The organism is Streptomyces sp. NPDC047971 (assembly GCF_040653355.1).
Taxonomy (GTDB): domain Bacteria; phylum Actinomycetota; class Actinomycetes; order Streptomycetales; family Streptomycetaceae; genus Streptomyces.
In genome coordinates this window covers 38,435-57,312 of sequence record NZ_JBEZNW010000029.1, presented here as the reverse complement: position 1 = coordinate 57,312, position 18,878 = coordinate 38,435, and the positions used below count along the sequence as shown (strand labels likewise).

The 18,878-nt window shown below is 73.3% G+C and carries 18 protein-coding genes and 1 pseudogene; 9 read left to right on the top strand and 10 right to left on the bottom strand.

Translation table 11 applies throughout. The features are described 5' to 3' along the window. Nucleotides 1-72: 72 nt before the first annotated feature. A complete protein-coding gene (locus AB0D99_RS25035; RefSeq protein ID WP_362366347.1) occupies nt 73-429 on the bottom strand; it encodes a cupin domain-containing protein in 357 nt (118 codons plus the stop codon). Nucleotides 430-979: 550 nt separating this feature from the next. Here AB0D99_RS25035 and AB0D99_RS25030 point away from each other — a divergent pair. The 4 genes from AB0D99_RS25030 to AB0D99_RS25015 are packed head-to-tail and all read left to right on the top strand — an operon-like array spanning nt 980 to nt 4,856. Continuing rightward, the gene (locus AB0D99_RS25030; protein WP_362366344.1) at nt 980-1,822 is read left to right on the top strand and encodes a hypothetical protein; all 843 of its coding nucleotides are present in this window, start codon (nt 980-982) and stop codon (nt 1,820-1,822) included. Further along, nucleotides 1,806-2,960, top strand: coding sequence for a hypothetical protein (locus AB0D99_RS25025; protein ID WP_362366341.1), 1,155 nt, complete (start codon nt 1,806-1,808; stop codon nt 2,958-2,960). The genes AB0D99_RS25030 and AB0D99_RS25025 overlap by 17 nt, the downstream gene beginning before the upstream one ends. A 49-nt stretch (nt 2,961-3,009) precedes the next feature. Beyond that, entirely contained in the window at nt 3,010-3,924 is a 915-nt protein-coding gene (locus AB0D99_RS25020) for a pseudouridine-5'-phosphate glycosidase (protein WP_362366338.1), read from the top strand. Further along, nucleotides 3,921-4,856, top strand: a complete 936-nt coding sequence (locus AB0D99_RS25015; RefSeq protein ID WP_362366335.1) for a carbohydrate kinase family protein — start codon at nt 3,921-3,923, stop codon at nt 4,854-4,856. Before AB0D99_RS25020 ends, AB0D99_RS25015 begins: the two co-directional genes overlap by 4 nt. Nucleotides 4,857-4,862: 6 nt before the next feature. Here AB0D99_RS25015 and AB0D99_RS25010 read toward each other — a convergent pair whose 3' ends face one another. The 3 genes from AB0D99_RS25010 to AB0D99_RS25000 form a co-directional block, all read right to left on the bottom strand. Next, the gene (locus tag AB0D99_RS25010; RefSeq protein WP_362366332.1) at nt 4,863-5,513 is read right to left on the bottom strand and encodes a uridine kinase; all 651 of its coding nucleotides are present in this window, start codon (nt 5,511-5,513) and stop codon (nt 4,863-4,865) included. A 42-nt stretch (nt 5,514-5,555) separates the two neighbouring features. Next, on the bottom strand, nt 5,556-6,005 hold the full coding sequence (locus tag AB0D99_RS25005) for a cupin domain-containing protein (protein ID WP_362366329.1): 450 nt from the start codon (nt 6,003-6,005) through the stop codon (nt 5,556-5,558). 100 nt (nt 6,006-6,105) lie between these two features. Continuing rightward, nucleotides 6,106-6,762, bottom strand: a complete 657-nt coding sequence (locus AB0D99_RS25000; protein WP_362366326.1) for a winged helix-turn-helix transcriptional regulator — start codon at nt 6,760-6,762, stop codon at nt 6,106-6,108. 84 nt (nt 6,763-6,846) lie between these two features. Between AB0D99_RS25000 and AB0D99_RS24995 the strand changes: the two genes are divergently transcribed. Continuing rightward, a complete protein-coding gene (locus AB0D99_RS24995) occupies nt 6,847-8,058 on the top strand; it encodes a pyridoxal phosphate-dependent aminotransferase (protein ID WP_362366322.1) in 1,212 nt (403 codons plus the stop codon). A gap of 63 nt (nt 8,059-8,121) precedes the next feature. Continuing rightward, nucleotides 8,122-9,531: an MFS transporter gene (locus tag AB0D99_RS24990; RefSeq protein ID WP_362366319.1), complete on the top strand. Its 1,410-nt coding sequence runs from the start codon at nt 8,122-8,124 to the stop codon at nt 9,529-9,531. A 672-nt stretch (nt 9,532-10,203) separates the two neighbouring features. Here AB0D99_RS24990 and AB0D99_RS24985 read toward each other — a convergent pair. After that, nucleotides 10,204-10,291 (bottom strand): annotated as a pseudogene (locus tag AB0D99_RS24985). Nucleotides 10,292-10,327: 36 nt separating this feature from the next. Then, a complete protein-coding gene (locus AB0D99_RS24980; protein WP_362366316.1) occupies nt 10,328-11,062 on the bottom strand; it encodes a hypothetical protein in 735 nt (244 codons plus the stop codon). A gap of 81 nt (nt 11,063-11,143) precedes the next feature. On the opposite strand from AB0D99_RS24980, the gene AB0D99_RS24975 reads away from it, so the two are divergent. After that, on the top strand, nt 11,144-11,602 hold the full coding sequence (locus AB0D99_RS24975; RefSeq protein WP_362366313.1) for a hypothetical protein: 459 nt from the start codon (nt 11,144-11,146) through the stop codon (nt 11,600-11,602). Between the two features lie 10 nt (nt 11,603-11,612). Next, complete coding sequence (locus tag AB0D99_RS24970; protein ID WP_362366310.1) at nt 11,613-12,272, top strand: DUF2293 domain-containing protein; 660 nt, start codon at nt 11,613-11,615, stop codon at nt 12,270-12,272. 15 nt (nt 12,273-12,287) lie between these two features. Here the strand turns inward: AB0D99_RS24970 and AB0D99_RS24965 are convergent, their stop codons facing one another. From AB0D99_RS24965 to AB0D99_RS24955, 3 genes are all read right to left on the bottom strand, one after another. Continuing rightward, complete coding sequence (locus AB0D99_RS24965) at nt 12,288-13,079, bottom strand: chaplin (RefSeq protein WP_362366307.1); 792 nt, start codon at nt 13,077-13,079, stop codon at nt 12,288-12,290. A gap of 216 nt (nt 13,080-13,295) precedes the next feature. Next, the gene (locus AB0D99_RS24960; protein WP_362366304.1) at nt 13,296-14,570 is read right to left on the bottom strand and encodes an SWIM zinc finger family protein; all 1,275 of its coding nucleotides are present in this window, start codon (nt 14,568-14,570) and stop codon (nt 13,296-13,298) included. Further along, nucleotides 14,567-17,422, bottom strand: coding sequence for a DEAD/DEAH box helicase (locus AB0D99_RS24955; protein ID WP_362366301.1), 2,856 nt, complete (start codon nt 17,420-17,422; stop codon nt 14,567-14,569). Before AB0D99_RS24955 ends, AB0D99_RS24960 begins: the two co-directional genes overlap by 4 nt. A gap of 268 nt (nt 17,423-17,690) precedes the next feature. Here AB0D99_RS24955 and AB0D99_RS24950 point away from each other — a divergent pair, with 268 nt between their 5' ends. Beyond that, nucleotides 17,691-18,023 (top strand): hypothetical protein, encoded by a 333-nt coding sequence (locus AB0D99_RS24950; RefSeq protein WP_362366298.1) that lies wholly within the window; start codon nt 17,691-17,693, stop codon nt 18,021-18,023. A gap of 82 nt (nt 18,024-18,105) precedes the next feature. Here AB0D99_RS24950 and AB0D99_RS24945 read toward each other — a convergent pair whose 3' ends face one another. After that, the gene (locus AB0D99_RS24945; RefSeq protein WP_362366295.1) at nt 18,106-18,801 is read right to left on the bottom strand and encodes a class I SAM-dependent methyltransferase; all 696 of its coding nucleotides are present in this window, start codon (nt 18,799-18,801) and stop codon (nt 18,106-18,108) included. Nucleotides 18,802-18,878: the final 77 nt, after the last annotated feature.

Here is an 18,878-nt window from a genome sequence, read left to right as displayed (position 1 = left end):
CACCGGGCGACCGGCCCCCGGTCCACCGGGCGACCGGGCGACCGGACTCGGCGGCGGCCGACACCCCGATGCCTAGAGGCTGATGTGGTACGCCTTGCGCAGCGTCTCGTGGACCGTCCAGGTGGTCCTGTCCCCCTCGCGCAGCACGCAGGCGTCGCCGGGCCCGATCTCCAGCGTCGCGCCGCCCTCGACGGCGACGGTGGCGCGACCGCTGACGACGACGAAGAGTTCGTTCGCCTCGGTGTCGGTCACCACTCCGGGGGTGATCTGCCAGATGCCGCGCACCTGCTTGCCGTCGGCGGACTCCCAGAGGACCTTGCCGGTCACCTCGGGCTCGCCCGAGACGATCTGTCCGGGGTCGAGGGGCTCCGGCTCCAGTTCCGCATCGGGGATGTGGACGGCGAAGGAGGGCTGGTCGTGTGTCGTCATGGGCGGTGACTGTAGCCGGGATCCAGGGCGGTCCCACCGCCGGGACCACGCGGAATGAAGAGCTCCGGTTCGCCTCCGACCAGGCGTCTTCCGCGAGTTCGCCGAAGGCGACGAAATCCGCAGCACGGCTCGGGGAGCGCCGCCCGGGAGGTCGGACGACGTGTCCGGGCCGCACCCGGGGCGGCTCCACGGGGCGGACGCGGCGACAGGGCACCGAATCCGCAGGCGTGTTCGACGCGTCCCCCCAGTCGGCGTAATCAGGTCGTGCTCGACCGCGAGGGCGTCGTAGAAGTGACGAATGGACACCTCTGCCCCTTCGGGGGCGAAATCAGCCATACGCGCACCCCGCGAGACAGGGCGCCACAGCGCCATACGGCCGAAAACCAGGCCCGGGAAACGGCTCGCCGCCGGATGTCCCCGCTGGTCACGAGAGGCGCCTTTGGTGCGCCCAATGTTGGTCGGGGGCATTCGCCCGAGCCCCCTGTCCCGCCTGGCGTGCGCGCGTCAAACTCCCCCTGGACTCGTCCCCCACCTCCGACAGGAGAGTGCGATGCCCGCGTCAGCCTTCTTCCCCCACCGCGCCGCCCTGACCACCACCGCCCTGACAGCCGCCGCGCTGCTCGCGGCCACCGTGGCCGCCCCCGCCGCCCTCGCGGCCGATCCCGTGGCCCCCGGCGCCTCCTACAAGGCCGCGTACGACACCCTCGGCCCGCAGCGTCTCACCCCCGCCCAGCAGAGACTCAGCGCCGCCAAGCAGGCGCAGGCGGCGAGAGAGTACGACGGGGTGCGCCCCCGGGCGGCGCTGGCCGGATACAAGCTCTCCGGCGGCCTCCACCAGTCGCAGAAGACGTCCTACTGGTGCGGGCCCGCGACCCTCGTGATCACCCAGTCCGCGGCCGACGAGGTCGCCGGCCGCTCGCAGCAGGACGCGGCGACGCTCCTCAAGACGAACTCCAGCGGAACCGCCTGGTACGGCGTCAACATCAACGTCGCCAACCCCACGGGCTATCCGATGGCCGACGCGCTGAACCAGCGTCTGCCCGGGGCCGGCTACGTCCCCAAGGCACTGCCGTACACCCCGACCGCCACCGACAAGGCCAACTTCAAGCAGCACATCACGCACAACACCGACCACGACTACGCGATAGCCGGCAACGCCTGGGAGGTCCCGGGCGGGCCGCATCTCGTCGGACACCCGAACATCGAGATATTCCACTGGGTCTCGATCGACGGCTACAACACGGACTCCGCCGCCGGGCAGGTCAACTACCTGGATCCGGTGGGAGGAGTGAGCACGAGCGTGATCTCCTGGGCGGGATCCGTCCCCAAGTCGGCGCGCATCTCGTCCGACACCATCACCACCATCATGGGCGGCCGTGGGTACGTCTGGTAACTCCTCCTCACCGCTCGGCGCCCGCACGGCGCCGGCCCTGCTGCTGGCGGGCATCCTGCTCTCGGGATGCTCGCCGGCACGTCCCGGTCCCGAGCCGGCACCGCGCGAGTCGTCGGCCCCGGCGCCGCGGCCGACCGCGCTCGCCGCCGCGTGCGAGGTACGGCTCCCGGCCAGCTGGAGCTCCGCCCTCGCCGCGGGCGAGCTGCGCGCACCGGCCGGCGAGCGGGCGGTGCTCACGGACACGGGACCCGGCTGGACGGCCGTCCAGCTCACCGGCGCCGGGCAGCGCCGGGCCGCCCTGCTGCGCGGCACCGGCGCTCCCCGCACCCTGCTCACCCTCGCCGACCCCGTCGAACACCAGCTTCTCGCGGCCGACTTCGACGGCCGGCGGTGGGCCGCGTTCGCGGTCCTGGAGGGACGGACCCTGGACAGCCCGTGGAGCCTGTACGTCTGGGACGCCACCACCGGCACGTCCCGGCGGCTCGCCCGGGCCGACCGCCCGGGCCCGCTGCCCCAGCCCGTCGTCCGCGACGGCACCGTCCACTGGGCCCAGGGAGTCGGCGACGGCAAGGCCACCGTGTACGCGGCGGCGGCCGCGGGCGGCGCGCCGCGCGCCCTGCGCACCGGGGTGATGGACGCCCCGTTCGCCGCCGGGGACCTGCTGGTGTGGCGCGAGTCGACGGGTTCGGGGACACGGCTCGCCGCCGTCTCCCGCACCGGCGCCCGGACCGCAGCGCTGCCGAAGGCCCTGGCGGCACTGCGGGACGTCCGGTCCGTGGTCTCCGACGGCAGGACCTGGGCCTGGGTGGCGGGCGAGACCGCGCCCCGGCTGATGGTGTGGCGGACGGGTGACGCGCGGCCGACGGCGGTCGTGACGGAGTCACCGGCCGTCGACGGCATGGACCAGCTGAGGATCAGCGGCCGCCTGGTCACCTGGCGGACTCCGGAGACCTCCTACGCGCTCGACCTCGACTCCGGCTCGTACGCGCGGATCACCCCGGCCTACGGGTACGCGCAGGCCCGGGGCGGTGCGCTGGCCGTGGCGTACAGCGTCGGCAACGCCAAGACGTCCGGCTCCCGGCCGGTGATCCAGGTGGTGGACGCGGGCCGGCTGCCCGGCCTGCCGCGCTGTGGCTGATCGTCGCCACCGAGGTTTGAGTGGTTCGCGGTTGCGCCAGAGATGGGACATGTCCACACAGGTGTCCGAAGAGGTGCGGGAGGCTCTCGCGGAGGGCCGTCCCGTCGTCGCGCTCGAGTCCACGATCATCGCCCACGGGCTGCCGCGCCCGCGCAATCTGGCCGTGGCGCGGGAGCTGGAGGGGCTCGTACGGGACGGCGGCGGGGTGCCCGCCACGATCGCCGTGATCGACGGCACGGCCCATGTCGGCCTCGACCAGGCGGGGTTGACCCGCATCGCGGAGGACCCGTCCGTGCGGAAGCTGGGCCACCGCGACCTGGCGCCCGCGCTCGCGACCGGGGCGACGGGGGCGACGACGGTCTCGGCGACGGCGTGGCTGGCGGAGTCCGCCGGCATACGGGTCTTCGCGACCGGTGGACTCGGCGGAGTGCACCGCGAGTGGAGCGAGACGCAGGACGAGTCGGCCGACCTGCGGCTGCTGTCCAGGGTCGGGGTGACGGTGGTGTGCGCGGGGGTCAAGTCGATCCTCGACGTCCCGGCGACGCTGCAGCGGCTTGAGACGCTCGGCGTGACGGTGGTGGGGTACGGGACGGAGCACTTCCCCGGGTTCTACCTGGCCTCGTCAGGCGAGCCCGTGGACTGGAGCCTGCGTTCGCCCGAGGCGGTGGCGGGCGTGATACGGGCCCAGGACGATCTCGGCGGGCCCCGTGCGGCGCTGATCGTCGCCAACCCGGTGCCGGTGGCCGACCAGTTGGATCCGGCGCTGCACGACCGGGTCCTCGCGCAGGGCCTGGCGGCGGCGCGGGAGAAGGGGATCTCGGGGCAGGCCGTGACCCCGTTCCTGCTGGAGTACCTGACGGTGCACACCGAAGGGGCCTCGCTGGAGGCGAACCTCGCGGCCGTGCGGGGCAATGTGCGGCTCGCCGCGCGGATCGCCGCGGCGTACGCCGAAGGCGGCGCGTGAGCGGCCTGCTGGTCGTCGGCGATGTGGTGACCGACGTCGTGGCCAGGCACGGCACCCCGCTGGCGCCCGCGACCGACACGGCGGCGGCCATCCGCATGCTGCCCGGCGGAGCCGGGGCCAACGCGGCCTGCTGGGCGGCGCGCGCGGGGTGGGCCGACGTGCGGATGCTCGGCCGGGTCGGGACCGAGGCGGCCGAGTGGCACGAGAGGGCGCTCCGCAGGGCCGGTGTGCGGCCGATGCTGGTGGAGGACGCGGACGCCGCCACGGCGACGGTGATCGCGCTGGTCGACGCGAGCGCCGAGCGCACGTTCCTGACCGACAGCGGGGCGGCGCTGCGCCTCTCCCCCGGCGACTGGAGCGACTCCTTCCTCGACGGCGTCGCCCATCTGCACCTGTCCGGGTACCTCTTCTTCGCGGCGCCCGGTCGCGCGACCGCGCTCCGCGCCCTGCGAGCGGCGCGGGAGGCAGGGGTTCCGGTGAGTGTCGATCCGGCGTCGACGGGCTTTCTGAAGCAGCTCGGCGTGGACCGGTTCCTGGCGGACGCCGAGGGCGCGGCGGTGCTGTTCCCGAACGCCGACGAGGCCCGCCTGCTGACCGGCTGCGGCGAACCGGAGCAGGCGGCGGGCGTGTTGAGCCGTGCGTTCCCGCTGGTCGCGGTCACTCTCGGCGCGGCGGGCGCGCTGGTCGCGGAGGCCGGCTCGGTGACCGGCCGGGTCGCGGCGCCGGCGGTGCGGGCGGTGGACTCGACGGGCGCGGGCGACGCCTTCACGGGGGCGTTCCTGGCCGCCCGGCTCGCGGGCGCCGACCCGACGACGGCGGCAGCGGCAGGGTGCCGGGCGGGCGCGGAGGCGGTGACGGTGGTGGGCGGCCGCCCCGCCGAGGACACCCCGGGCCGCGCGCCCGGCCCCCGGCCCCTCAGTCCCCGGCCCTGAGTCGTCCTACCCCCGGTCCCCCAGGTCCGCGAGTCCGGTCCACGCCGGGTGACGCGGGTCGTCGGTGCGGACGACGACGTCCGCCGCGTCGGAGGGGCCGACCTCGTTCGCGTACCGCTCGAAGGCCGGCAGGGTCCAGGACTCCTCGGTGCGGCGGGCGAGGACGCCGGGCGAGAGCCGCAGGTGGACGGTCAGGTCGAACGGGAACCAGTGCCCGAGCAGGAAGGGCCCGTGCACCACGAGCACGCCTCCGGGCGGCAGTTCCACATAGTCGCTGCGGGTGGCCCGGTCGCGTACGGGGTCCCAGAGGTCGGGCAGCACCCGCCCGCTCCCTCCCTCCTCCAGCGGCCCGAACACCTCGCGCCACAGTGCCCCGGTGTCGTACCAGCCGCTGTAGTACGAGTCGGGGTCCCGCTTCCCGTACTCGAAGCGGAGCGACGCGGGGCGCAGGAAGCCCTCGGTGCCGACGACGAGCACGGAGCGGCCGAGCAGCCTGAGCGCCTCGGCGATCCTCTCGGCGGTCTCCCCGGTCGGCGCGGCGGGCGGACCGTCAACGGCGATCTTGAGCCGGCCCCCGCCGTCCCCGGGCTCCAGCCCGTCGATGTGCCCGGCCAGGGCAGCGGCCAGCCGCTCCCAGGTGATCGCTTCGACTCGCACGGGCGTGACCTTGCTCTGGGCGTCGGGGTTCGTCCACCGATTCTACGAACAGGGGTCGAGGGAAGGCGGATCCACGCACAGGGCCCAGGGAAGGCGGAGCGCGCAGTCCGGGGCTTCCGCGGCTATGGAGAGCGGCGCGTCCTGGGGCAGCAGACAGGTCATGTGGAGCACCACGGGCTCGGAACCGAGGTTGTGCCCGATGTGCCGGTTCCTGCGGCCCGCCGGTTCGACGAACGCGTCCCCCGCGGAGGCCGTCTCGACCGTGCAGTCGTGCAGGACCCGGGTGAGTGTGCCGGACTGGACGACGGCGATGATCTGGCCGGGGTGGTGGTGCCAGCCGGTGGATTCGCCCGGGGCGAGCGTGACCGTGCGGAAGACGACGTCCGTTCGGCCCTTGGGTGGCCGGATCCGGAGGGTGCCGCTGGAGGTGCCCTTGGCCACCAGGGTCTGTGCGGGGGGTGCGCCCCGGTCGGTGCGGATGTCGATCGCCATGGAGCGGCCCCTCCCGTTTTCCCGCGCGACCCCTCGGTCCATGGCCGCCAAACAGCCCCACGCTACTCGTAAGGGGGATGACCGGGACGGGGATTGACGATCAGTTCACCGGCAGCAGTGCGAGCCGGGCCGGCAGTTCACCGGCGAGGTGCCCGTCCCCCTCCACCCGGACCCGGCCGTCCCTCACCGCCTGGCCGAGAGTCGCCTCCCCGGCCGCCAGCGCCCGGCAGGTCGCGGAGTCCGTCCGCAGCCGTACGTCGGCGGTGTCGGACGGCGCCCCGTCCCCGTACTCCGGAGGCTGCCCGTCGCCCCCGACGCGTACATGGAAGTCGCCCTCGTCCAGCGTCACATGCACCACTCCGGCCGCCGCCCCCTCCAGGGAGGACAGCAGCGGGATCGCGAACCAGTGGGCCCGTACGGCGTCGGTCGGACGCGGCTCCTCCAGGGCGGGCGCGCCCCACTCCGCCAGGGCCCGCAGCACCGGCAGCAGCTCGCGGCCCCGTCGGGTGAGTTCGTAGACGTACGCCGAGGCGGGCGGCGGGAGGCGGCGGCGCGTGACGAGTTCGGCGCCCTCCATGTCCTTGAGGCGGCCGGCCAGCATGTCCGTGCTGACACCGGGGAGGTCGGCATGCAGATCCGTGTAGCGGCGGGGACCGGCGAGGAGTTCACGGACGATCAGCAGAGTCCAGCGGTCGCCGACGGCGTCGAGGGCGCGGGCGGCGGCGCAGTACTGGTCATAGCTTCGGCGGCGAGGCATACGACGCAGTCTAGACATGTTGTTGGACTTTCCAAGCTCGAACTTGGTAAAACCAAGCATCAATCCTTCTGGGGAGGTCGTCGCATGGAGTTCCGGCAGTCGAGCAAGCTGAGCGAGGTCTGCTACGAGATTCGCGGCCCGGTCATCGAGCACGCCAACGCCCTGGAGGAGGCGGGCCACAGCGTCCTGCGCCTCAACACCGGCAACCCCGCGCTCTTCGGCTTCGAGGCGCCCGAGGAGATCGTCCAGGACATGATCCGGATGCTCCCCAAGGCGCACGGCTACACCGACTCCCGGGGCATCCTCTCCGCCCGCCGCGCCGTCGCCCAGCGCTACCAGGCCATGGGCCTGCCGGACGTCGGCGTCGACGACGTCTTCCTCGGCAACGGCGTCTCCGAACTCGTCTCCATGGCCGTCCAGGCGCTCCTCGAAGACGGCGACGAGGTCCTGATCCCGGCCCCCGACTTCCCCCTGTGGACGGCGGTGACCACCCTCGCGGGCGGCAAGGCCGTGCACTACCTGTGCGACGAGTCGGCCGACTGGTATCCGGACCTCGACGACATGGCCGCGAAGATCACCGACCGCACCCGTGCCGTCGTGATCATCAACCCCAACAACCCCACGGGCGCGGTGTACCCGCGCGAGATCGTCGAGGGCATCCTCGACCTCGCCCGCCGACACGGGCTGATGGTCTTCGCCGACGAGATCTACGACCAGATCGTCTACGACGAGGCCGTCCACTACCCGGCCGCCTCCCTCGCCCCCGACCTGGTCGTCCTCACCTTCGGCGGCCTCTCCAAGACCTACCGGGTGGCCGGCTTCCGCTCCGGCTGGCTGGTCGTCAGCGGCCCCCAGCAGCACGCGAAGAGCTATCTGGAGGGGCTGACCATGCTGGCCTCCATGCGCCTGTGTCCGAACGCCCCCGCCCAGTACGCCATCCAGGCCGCGCTCGGCGGCCGGCAGTCGATCCACGAACTGACCGCGCCGGGCGGCAGGCTCCACGAGCAGCGCGACAGGGCCTGGGAGAAGCTCAACGAGATCCCCGGCGTCTCCTGCGTCAAGCCGAAGGGCGCGCTCTACGCCTTCCCACGCCTCGACCCGAAGGTGCACCGGATCCACGACGACGAGAAGTTCGTCCTCGACCTGCTGCTGCGCGAGAAGATCCAGGTCGTGCAGGGCACCGGCTTCAACTGGCCGCGACCGGACCACTTCCGCATTCTGACGCTGCCCTACGCCGACGACCTCGACGCGGCGATCAGCCGCATCGGCCGCTTCCTGAGCGGCTACCGCCAGTAGGGCGGCGCGGCCCCTACTGTGGCTCGGGACAGGGGCCTCCGCGGACGGATGGGAGTTGGGGCCGTGGAGTTCGGGAAGTCGTCCGGCGGGTCCACGCCCGCGCCCGAACCGTCGCCGGAGCCGGAGCGACGCTCCTGGGTACCGCTGCTGGCGGTGTGCGCCGGGTACTTCATGGTCATCCTGGACGTGACGATCCTCAATGTCGCCGTACCCGTGATCGGCCGGGAGCTGTCGGCCTCGCTCACGGGCATCCAGTGGATCACCGACGGGTACACCCTCGTCTTCGCCGGATTCCTGCTGACCGGCGGCGCGCTGGGCGACCGGCTCGGCAACCGCCGGGTCTTCTGCGCGGGCGTCGTGGTGTTCATCGTCTCCTCGACCGCCTGCGCGGTCGCCCCCAGCACCCCCTTCCTCGTGACGGCCCGCCTGGTGGAAGGGCTCGGCGCGGCGCTGATCGTGCCCGGTTCCCTCGCCCTCCTCCAGCAGTCCTACCCGGCACCGGCCGCGCGGTCGCGGGCGTTCGGACTGTGGGGTTCGATGGCCGGCATCGCCGCCTCCGCCGGGCCGCTCCTGGGCGGGCTCCTCGTCTCCACCGTGGGATGGCGCTGGGTCTTCCTCATCAACCTGCCCGTCGGCGCGGTCTGCCTGCTGCTGACCCTGCGGCACGTGGGGCGCTCGCCGAGGCGATCCACCCGGGCCCTCGACTGGCCCGCGCAGTGCGCGGTCGTCGCGGGCGTGGCGCTGCTGACGGGGGCCCTGAACGAGGCCGGACGACGGGGCTGGTCCGATCCGCTCGTTCTCGGCGGGCTGGCTCTGGCCGTGCTCGCGGCCGTCGCCTTCGTCGTACGCGAGCGACTGGCCCGGTCCCCCGCGCTCCCGCTGGACCTGCTGCGTTCGCGCGCCATGGGCGGCGGAGCGGTCATCGGCCTGCTGTTCAACTTCGGTTTCTACGGCATGGTGTTCACGGCCAGTCTGGAGTTCCAGCAGCAGCGCGGCTTCAGCGCCCTCGAAACGGGACTCGCGCTCTTCCCGGCCGTGGCGATGACCATGTTCGCGTCCGTGCTCTCCGGGCGGCTCGCCCGCCGCACCGGCGACCGTCCGCTGGTGGTCTCCGGCATGCTCCTGGCCGCCCTGGGGCTGGCCGGCTGGGCCGCGGCGGGAGCCGACCCCGCCTACGCGCTGCTGGTGGTCCCGATGATGGCCGCGGGGTTCGGTACCTCGTTCGCCCTCACCGGCTCGACCGCCACCGTGATGGGCGCCGCGCCGACCGCGTACTCGGGAACCGCGTCGGCCCTGTTCAACACCACCCGGCAGATCGGGAGCGCCACCGGGGTCGCGCTCGGCGGCAGTCTGCTCGCCACGGCCGCCGCCGGCACCGGACTGCGGATCAGCATGGGCGTCGGCGCGCTCGCCTACCTGGCGGCCGCGATCCTGGCCTGGCTGTGCGTCCCGGCGAAGATCCGCAGGAGCTAGGTGTATCGAACAACCCGCTCTGACCTGACCGCCGCTCCGGGTGAGAGCGGCGGATCCCGACCGGTGCCGGCCTGCTTTAATGATCTCCGTTTGAAATGAACATCGCCAACAGCGGCGGTCCGGCCTGGTGTTGAGTGCAGTGTCCTGACCTGCCGCGCCACGCACGGGGGACGTCGTGACAGCTCGTATCACCAAGGCCGCACTCCTGGAGCCCGTCGACGCCGCCGAGGAGGCCACGACCTCGCTGGTCAGGTGGAACTGAGCAAGGCGTGCGGACCGGAGGCCCCGGCCGAGGGGCTTCCGGCCGAACACCGAATCCCGTCACCAGGTGGCCGGTCCCGTTCCGATGCCGAGCGAGCAGCCGGGCCATGCCCGTGCGAGAGGCGGAAAAGGAGCGGGTCCGAGGGCGTAGCCTGCCCCCGGACCCTGTCGATGCCGCTCACATCACACGCCGGCACGCTTGAGGGCTCGGGTCAGTCGTCATTGCGTCGCGTCCTGCCATTGGACCACCGCCGATCGAGCTCGGCGGACCAGATTCGAACTGGCATTTCGACGCACCAGGGCCCGTGCCCGGTCGATCCGGCGATGAGCGGCGAATGCTGATTCTGGAGCAATAGTCTGAGATTGATCGCGGTCTGCCTCTGCCTGGTTGGGCTATCCCGGCACGGCGAGCGCCGGGAGGAGGACTCGAACCTCCACTGGAACCGCGGATGTCACGACAAGGCTCAGTTTCAGCTTTGCGCTCCTCGCGCACCCCGGCCGTGCTCTGTGGCCGGGGAGTTCATGGGTGTCCCCGCTACCCGAAGAGGTAGCCGAAGACGGCGTCCCCGACGCGCTGGTCGGTGACCTCGGCGCTGTTCGCCTCCTCGCGGGCGAACTTCACCGCCTGCTGGAGCTTCTCCACCCGCTCCAGGAGTTCGTTCACCCGCCGGGCCGGCAGGGCGCCGGAGAACTTCACGGTGGTCCAGTACCCCACCGGCACGTCCTCGTAGTACACCTCGACCTGCGCCGGGTGCTTGTCCGTCGCCTCCGCCTTCACGTGGTTGCGCGGGACCTTCTTCGTCCGGACCGTGCGGACGACATCGGTCTTCCACGCGTCGGTCGACGGGTCCTGCGTCCACGACTCGGCCGCGTCCAGGACCGGCAGCTTGCGGACGAAGGTGTTGATGTCCGTCAGCTGCTTCTCCAGGAACAGCAGGTACGCCACGGGCACCCGGCTCACCAGCACGCGGCCGTCGACCGTGATGTCGGCGCGCGCCTCGCAGTTGGCCCAGTCCTTGGTGGCGGTCACATCGAACAGTCGCGTCAACGCCCGCGCGGTGTCGCGCAGCACGTCCTCGGCCTTCACCTGCACCAGCGTGGACTCGGGCGGAAGCTGCTCGCCCTCCTCGTCCTTCGGCTGGTACGTACGGGAGATGCCCGCGAGCAGCGCGGGCTTCTGCAGCCCGTGGTGCGCCGCCGTGAGGTCCTGGTGCGCCCTGGACTTGACGCCCTTCTCCACTGCGATGATCTGATTGAGTTTCGTTGCCACGAGAGGGACCCTAGCGAGTGCCGGGGCCCCGGATCGAACGATTTTCGACGCCCACTTGAGCACGCCGAGGAGCAACCGGTCATGGAGACGGCGCTGATCGCCGTGGTGGGCACCCTGCTGGGTGTCGTCGCCACACACTGGTTCCAGGGCCGAGCCGCCGAACGCACGGCGGTACTGGCCCGTGACGAACAGCTGCGCCAGGAACGGATCGCCGCCTACAGCGCCTTCGCCGGCGCGGTCGTCGACTACCGGCGCAGCCAGAACGACCGCTGGTTCCGAGCCGCCCAGGACCCCTCCTCGGAGGAGGCCGAGGAGTCGCGCTACGCCTCGTACCACCAGCGCACCGCCACCCGTCAGGCCCTCTTCCGTGTCCAGCTGGTGTGTGACGACGCGGCCACCCGCCAACTGGCCGAATCCGCCTTCGACATGACCAACTGCATGCACGAGGCGAACGGCGAGGAGGATCGCGCGCGCCGCTCCCAGCGGGCGAAGGAGACCCTCGACGAGTTCATCGCCGCGGCCGCGCCCGGCGTGCGCTGAGGGGGCCGCCGTGGACCTGGTCGCACCCGTCGTCGTCGAACCGCTCAAGCGCCGCCGCTGCTCGGAGTGCCGGCAGGGACCGCTGGAGCGGATGATCGTCGAGTTCAACGCGCCCGTCTGCCTGGACTGCGCCGACCTGGGCCATCTGGTGTTCCTGCGCCGCGGCGACACGGCCCTCACCCGGCGTGCGCGCGAGGGGAGTTCGCTCTGGGCGGTGGTGGTACGGCACAACCGGCGCCGAACGCGGTACGAGCGTCAGGGGCTGCTCGTCGAGGAGGCCGCGCTCGTCCGGGCGGAGGCGGCCTGCCTGGCCGACGCGGAGGCGCGGGCGCGGCGCAGGGCCCGTGACGCCGCGCGCCGCGCGGACCGGGACGCCGAGGTCACGGCGGCCTTGGAGGCCGAGATCCTGCGGCTCTATCCCCGCTGCCCGGCCGATCGGGCCGCCGAGATCGCAACCCACGCCGCGCAGGTGGGCAGCGGCCGGGTGGGACGTACGGCGGCCGGGCGGGCGCTGGACCGGGGTGCGGTCACAGCGGCCGTGCGGGCGGCCGTACGCCATGTCGACACCGAGTACGACACCCTGCTCATGCGGGGCGTACCCCGTCACCAGGCCCGGACGAGGGTCACACCGGCCATCGAGGCGGTGCTCCGGGCCTGGCGCCGTGCGTGAGGACCCGCGCGGGCCTCAGACCTGCGCGCCCATGCGGCGGGCACGGCGGTAGACCAGGGCGCCGCCGACCAGGAGCGCCGCACCGGCCGCGGCCGCGGAGCCGACCAGCTCCGAGCCCGTGCTGGCGAGCGCGACCGAGCTGGTCTGCGGGGCGGGCGCCGGGGCCTCCGGCTCGTTCTCGGTCTCGGTGACCGGGACGGGCTGCGGCTTCGGGGGCACGTTCCGGTTCGGCGTCTCGCCGGGCGCCTCGGGGTGGGAGGGGCCGTTGACCGCGGTGTTGCCGATGGCCGGGTTGCCGATGCCGACGACGTTGACCGAGTTGCCCGCGACGTTCACGGGCAGGTCGACGGGCAGCTGGAGTCCGTTGCCGGAGAGCACGCCGGGGGAACCCTCGGCGTGGCCTTCGGCGAGGGACCCCCCGCCGTTGGCGGAGTTGCCCCCGCTGTGTCCGCCCATGTGTCCGCCGTGGCTGCCGCCGCCCGGCGCACCGGCCCGCGGGGAGGCGGGCATGTCCTTGTGCGTCCGGCCGCCGCCGTTCGCGTCCGAGCCGTACCCGTCGGACCCGCTGATGTTCGCGCAGCGGTTGCCCGCGGCGGGGTTGAGCAACCCGATGACGTTGACGGTGTTCCCGCAGACGTTGACCGGGACGTGTACCGGCAGCTGAACCGCGTTGCCGGAGATCACACCCGGCGAACCGACCGCGGCGCCCTGCGCGCCGGAGTCGGCGTGGGCGGCGCCCGCCGAGAGCGCGAGCGCGCCACCCGTGACCATCAGTGTGGCCAGACCACTTCGGCGAATCTGCCTCATGGCTTCCTGCCTTCCGGAGGTTCTCACGGGCATTCGCCCGCATCGCACTTAACGCGATCCCGACCCGGCCGGATCAGGCCGTTGGCGCGATTCACTCCATCGAGTGGGTATGAGCTCGAACGTATGGGGAACTAGCGGCTCCGCTCGCCGCTGATTATCGTTCCGCGACTCGACCTGCGGAGATCGCGACGACCCGACCCGTGACCGGTCCTCGGGTCAGTGGCCGAGCAGATCGGTGAGCGCGCCGACGGGATCGGCGTCGGGGGTGCCGCGCGGCCACCAGTCCTCGCGGTCGGCATCGGACTCGTACCCGTACCAGAGCCCGTCGCGTCCGAAACGGAGCTGCAGAGATCGCGTCGACAGCCGGTTGCGCCAGGGGCGGAAGGCGGGGAAGTCGGCGGCGAGCAGGGCGGGCCGGGCCCGGTCGAAGGGACCGGCGGGCGGGTCCCAGGGCTCTTCGAGGACGGCGAGTCCGGCGAGTCCGCCCTGGCGCCAGGCGGCGACCGCTCGGGCCAGGTCGCTGGGCGTGCGGTCCAGGGCGTACGCGAGGTCCCGGTACAACGCGCGGGTGGAGGCGGTCAGTCCGGAGCCGGGGTGTGCCGCGGCCAGCCGCACGGCGTCCTGCCAGGGGGTGAGCGTGGCGACGGGATCGTGTCCGGTCACCAGGAAGGAATGGGCCCGGGCGGCCGCCTCCGTCGCGAGCAGGTCCAGGGCGAGGGGGTCCGGGGCGTCGGCGTCCGGAGGGTAGGCCGGGGGGCGGCCGGGATGCGCCGGGGTGGGCAGCGGCGGGGGCGGCGCCAGCGCGCGACCGGCGTCGTGTGCGAAGGCGGCGCGGGCCGGGACCGTGGCCGTCGACGGCGCGGAGGCGGTCTGTTCGGCGGCGGAACGGGCCGCGTTGCGCTGGGTGAGGGCGGCGAGGATCTCCTGCTCGCCGCGGCCGCGCATGAGGAAGAGGACGAACGGGTCCTCGTCGAGGAGCCGGGCCGACTGGTAGCAGAGGGCGGCGGCGTGCTTGCAGGGGAAACCGTCGTCCGGGCAGGAGCAGTCGGGGATCAGGTCCCCGGGCGCGGGCAGCAGCCCGGTGACGGCCTCGACGGCATGGGGGATGTCCTTGTCGAGGAGGGCGGCGATGTGGTCGGGCCGTGCGGCGACCTCGTCCAGGAAGCGCTCCCATCCGTCGTCGCCGAGCGTGCGGAGCCGGATCTCGGTGCGGTACGGGCGGGGGCGGGTGCCGTGGACGTACGCGACGACCCGGCCCGGGCTGACCGTGATCGCGTCGACGTGACCGCGCCCGGCGTAGGACTTGCCGCGGGCCAGGCGGGCGGGGTCGAGGGCGGTGTCCTCCAGCGCGTCGACCCAGGCGTTGCCCCACCAGGTGGCCGCGAACCGGCCGTCCGGTGCCCCGAGCGGGGCGAGCGCCGGGAAGGTGCGGCGCCGGTCGTCGTGGCGCGGCCCGGCGAACCGCGCGGCCGGGCGTCGGCGAGCGCTCATGACGGCCTCCTCAGCGAGACCAGATCCGCCAGCTCGCGGTCGGTCAGCTCGGTCAGCGCGGCCTCTCCGGAGCCGAGCACGGCGTCGGCGAGGGCCCGCTTGGCCACCAGCATCTCGGCGATCCGGTCCTCCACGGTGCCCTCGGCGATCAGCCGGTGGACCTGGACGGGCTGCGTCTGCCCGATGCGATAGGCCCGGTCGGTCGCCTGTTCCTCGACCGCCGGGTTCCACCAGCGGTCGAAGTGGACGACGTGTCCGGCCCGGGTCAGGTTGAGCCCGGTACCGGCCGCCTTCAGCGAGAGCAGGAAGACGGGCACGTCGCCGGATTGGAAGCGGTCCACCATCCGCTCGCGCTCGGCCACGGGCGTTCCCCCGTGCAGCAGTTGGGCCGGGACGGCGCGGGCGGCGAGGTGGTCCGCGAGGAGCCGGGCCATGGTCACGTACTGGGTGAAGACGAGGACGGAGCCGTCCTCGGCGAGGATGGTGTCGAGGAGCTCGTCGAGCAGGGCGAGCTTGCCCGAGCGGCCGGCGAGCCGGGCCGTGCCGCTTCCCTTGGGCGTCTGCTCCTTCAGGTACTGGGCGGGGTGGTTGCAGATCTGCTTGAGCGAGGTGAGCAGCTTCATGACGAGCCCGCGGCGGGCGATGCCCTCGGCGGCCTCGATCTGCGCCATGGTCTCGCGGACCACCGCCTCGTAGAGCGACGCCTGTTCGCGGGTGAGCGCCACGGGGTGGTCGGACTCCGTCTTGGGCGGCAGTTCGGGGACGATCCCGGGGTCGGACTTGCGGCGGCGCAGCAGGAAGGGCCTGACGAGGCGGGCGAGACGGGCGACGGCCTCCTCGTTCTCGATCTCCTCGTTGTTCTCCACGGCGCGGGCGTGGCGGGAGCGGAAGGTCTTCAGGGGGCCGAGGAGTCCGGGGGTGGTCCAGTCGAGCAGGGCCCACAGCTCGGAGAGGTTGTTCTCCACGGGGGTGCCGGTGAGGGCGACCCTGGCCGGCGCCGGGATGGTGCGCAGCGCCCTGGCCGTCGCGGAGAAGGGGTTCTTGACGTGCTGGGCCTCGTCCGCGACGACCATCCCCCAGCGCTGCCCCGCCAGTCGGGGTGCGCTGGTGCGCAGGGTGCCGTAGGTGGTGAGGACGAATCCCCCGGCGTCGGGGCCCGCGTCGAGTCCGTCCAGGGAACGGTCGGCGCCGTGGAAGCGGCGGACGGGCACTCCGGGGGCGAACCGCCGGATCTCCCGCTGCCAGTTGCCGAGCAGGGAGGCGGGGCAGACGACCAGGGTGGGGGCTCGGCGGGCCCGGCGCAGATGGAGCGCGATGAGGGTGACGGTCTTGCCGAGGCCCATGTCGTCGGCGAGGCAGCCGCCGAGTCCGAGGGAGGTCATCAGGTCGAGCCAGGCCAGTCCGCGCAGCTGGTAGTCGCGCAGGGTGGCGTCCAGACCGGCGGGCGCGGCGATGTCCTCGGGTCCGGCGACGAGCCGGTCCCGCAGGGTGGCCAACGCGCCCACGGGCACGGCCTCGACGGTCTCTCCTTCCACCTCCGCCGTGCCGGTGAGGGCGACGGCGAGGGCGTCGACCGGCTCCAGGAGGCCCAGTTCCCGCTTGCGGGCCTTGCGGACGAGGTCGGGGTCGACGACCACCCACTGGTCGCGCAGCCGCACGATGGGGCGGTGGGACTCGGCGAGGGTGTCCATCTCCCGTTCGGTGAGCGGGTCCCCGTCGAGGGCGAGCTGCCAGTTGAACCGGAGCAGTTCCTCGCTGTCGAAGAAGCTCGTGCCGTCGGTGGCGGAGCCGGGGGCGGAGAGCGCCGGCCGCACCACCGCGGACGCGCTGAGCGAGCGGGCCAGCTCACGGGGCCAGTGGACGGCGACCCCCGCGTCGGCGAGTCGGGTCGCGGCGGGGCCGAGGAGTTCGTACAGCTCGTCCTCGGTCAGGGCGAGGACGTCGGGGACGTCCCGCTCCAGGAGCCTGCCGAGCGGCGGCCACACGCGGGCGGCGCGACGGAGCGCCAGGACGGCGTCGATCCGGGCGCGCGGCCCGAAGAGGTCGTCGCCGCCGCCGTCCCAGAGCGCCGCCGCGTCGATGACGAGCGTGGGGTCGGCGAGGCTGTGGACCTGGAGCACGGCCGCGGCGGCCTGCCGCTCGTCGCCGCCCTCCTCGGCGATGTCGAAGAGTTCGTGGCCGGCGAGATCGAGGCGGAGCGAGACCCGGACCCCGGCGTCCATGCCGGCGGCGGCCTCGGCCGCCCAGGCACGCGCGCGGGGCAGGTGCTGAGCGGCCCGCGCGGCGAACGGCGCGCCGGCCGCGTGGGCCGCGGCGGGGGTACGGGGCAGGGTGTCGGCGACCGCGTCCAGGAAGGCGCGCACCAGTGCCTCGGGCTCCGGCAGCTGGAGCGGGCTGAGGCCGGGGACGGGGACGGCGTGGCCTTCGGGGGGCAGGGCGGCGGCGACGGCCCTGAGGTGGGCGATGTCGTCCGCGTCCAGCGGTCCCGCGCGCCAGGCGTCCAGATCATCGGCGGTGAGCCCCGGGAGCAGTCGGCCCCGGGCGACGAGGTGGAGCGCGTGCAGGGCGGCGGCGCCCCAGCAGGCGGTGGCGGGGTGGGCGGCCGGGTGGTGGCGGGCGGCGACCAGATGGGGCAGGGCCTCGGCGACGCCGAGGACCACGGCGGGGACGGTGCGGCTGCGGACTCCGGCGCCGTGTCGCCGGACGACAGTGAGCTCCGTGAGCTCGGCTCCCCCGCCCGGGGCCACGGACGGTGCGCCTCCGGCCGGCGACCAGAAGGCGACCCGCCCCTCCCGGGGCAGTGAGGCCGGGAGGAACACGGAGGCGCAGCTGTGCCAGGCGTGCTGGGTCATGGCGCCGGTCACCTCCCGTCCCGCGGCGAATTCCTTCTGGATCTCCGACCTTACGGGTGGGGTCTGACAGTGAGGGTACGGACGGGGTCGCCGGGTGCGAACGCGTTCCGGGAGCCCCTCCACCGGCTCGGCGATCCGTGGGAGAGCCGGCGGGCTCCGTGCCGCTTCGCCCGGGCGGCCCAGCAGCGGGTGACAGGCCGCCCGGCAGGCGGCAGGGTGGCGGAGAACAGGGCTTATGCCGCCTTCGCCCGACAGACGAGGAACCGCCATGTCCGTTCACCGGCGTCTCGGCACCGCCGCCGGGGCCGCGCTCCTGACCCTCGCCGTCGCGGGCTGCTCCGGCCTCGGCCGCACCGCGGTGGGCCCCGTGATCTACGAGACCGAGCGCGAGGTCGTGATCTCCGTGACGAGCCCGTCGGTGAACGGCTGCCACCGCCTGGCACCGTCCGGCGTGAGGGCGATCGAGAACGAGACACTCATCGATCTCAAGGCGTACACGAACCGGAACTGCCAGGGTGACTCCATCTACGTGGCCACCAACACGAGCAACAGGATCGCGCCCGACACGCTCCCCTGGCGCAGTTACAGCTTCGTGCACTGAGCGCGAGGGGAACGCCTCACCTCGTCGTTCCGCCACCCGGCGCGAGGACACCGGCGGCTCCGCGAGGACACCGGCGGCTCGCTCACTCCGCGATGGGGCGGGCTCTGACCCAGGTGCCGTCGTCCGTCAGATAGGCGTCCACCGCAAGCCCGGCCTCACCCAGGTACCGCTCGAACTCCTCCTTGCCGAGGGGCCGAGAGCGGAAGGTCTGGGTCCAGCGCATGTCCGGGAAGAGGTACTCGGCGACGACCGAGTTGACGCCGTCTCCCACCGGCTCCGCCGACACGATCCGTACCGTGCAGCCGCCCGGGTCCTCGCGCTCCCGTGGCACGTCCAGGTGCCAGCTCTCGCCCTCGCGCTGGATCAGGACGTGGCCGTCGTCCCGCACATGCCGTCTGCAGCTCTCCAGAAATCCCTGCCTGGTGTCGTGTTCGGCCGTGTGCACCAGGAACGAGCCGAGCATCACCACATCGAACCGCCGGTCCAGCCGCAGCGATTCGATCGGGCTCCGTACCGTCCGCGCACCGGGCACGCGCTCCCGGACCGCGTCGAGCATCTCGGCCGACTCGTCCACCGCCGTCACGGTGAAGCCCCGCTCGACCAGAGGCCCCGTCACCCGTCCGGCTCCGCAGCCCAGTTCGAGCAGCGAGGCTCCGGCCGGCACGGCGGCCTCGATCACCTCGGGCTCGCTGCCGACCCCCAGGCGCCGGTAGACCTCCACCGCGCATCCGTCCGGGGTGATGGCGCCGGGCCCTGTCCCTTGGTGTCCCTCACGCATCCGTCCGCTCATGCCCCGAAGAACGAGGGGGGACGCGCGGCCGTTCCCGGGGCCGGGCCCGTTCGCCCCCGCGCCAC

Coding starts and splice junctions, on each gene's coding strand:
- AB0D99_RS25035 (WP_362366347.1), bottom strand. CDS start 429: ATGACGACACACGACCAGCCCTCCTTCGCCGTCCACATCCCCGATGCG.
- AB0D99_RS25030 (WP_362366344.1), top strand. CDS start 980: ATGCCCGCGTCAGCCTTCTTCCCCCACCGCGCCGCCCTGACCACCACC.
- AB0D99_RS25020 (WP_362366338.1), top strand. CDS start 3,010: ATGTCCACACAGGTGTCCGAAGAGGTGCGGGAGGCTCTCGCGGAGGGC.
- AB0D99_RS25005 (WP_362366329.1), bottom strand. CDS start 6,005: ATGGCGATCGACATCCGCACCGACCGGGGCGCACCCCCCGCACAGACC.
- AB0D99_RS25000 (WP_362366326.1), bottom strand. CDS start 6,762: ATGCCTCGCCGCCGAAGCTATGACCAGTACTGCGCCGCCGCCCGCGCC.
- AB0D99_RS24995 (WP_362366322.1), top strand. CDS start 6,847: ATGGAGTTCCGGCAGTCGAGCAAGCTGAGCGAGGTCTGCTACGAGATT.
- AB0D99_RS24975 (WP_362366313.1), top strand. CDS start 11,144: ATGGAGACGGCGCTGATCGCCGTGGTGGGCACCCTGCTGGGTGTCGTC.
- AB0D99_RS24965 (WP_362366307.1), bottom strand. CDS start 13,079: ATGAGGCAGATTCGCCGAAGTGGTCTGGCCACACTGATGGTCACGGGT.
- AB0D99_RS24960 (WP_362366304.1), bottom strand. CDS start 14,570: ATGAGCGCTCGCCGACGCCCGGCCGCGCGGTTCGCCGGGCCGCGCCAC.
- AB0D99_RS24955 (WP_362366301.1), bottom strand. CDS start 17,422: ATGACCCAGCACGCCTGGCACAGCTGCGCCTCCGTGTTCCTCCCGGCC.
- AB0D99_RS24950 (WP_362366298.1), top strand. CDS start 17,691: ATGTCCGTTCACCGGCGTCTCGGCACCGCCGCCGGGGCCGCGCTCCTG.
- AB0D99_RS24945 (WP_362366295.1), bottom strand. CDS start 18,801: ATGCGTGAGGGACACCAAGGGACAGGGCCCGGCGCCATCACCCCGGAC.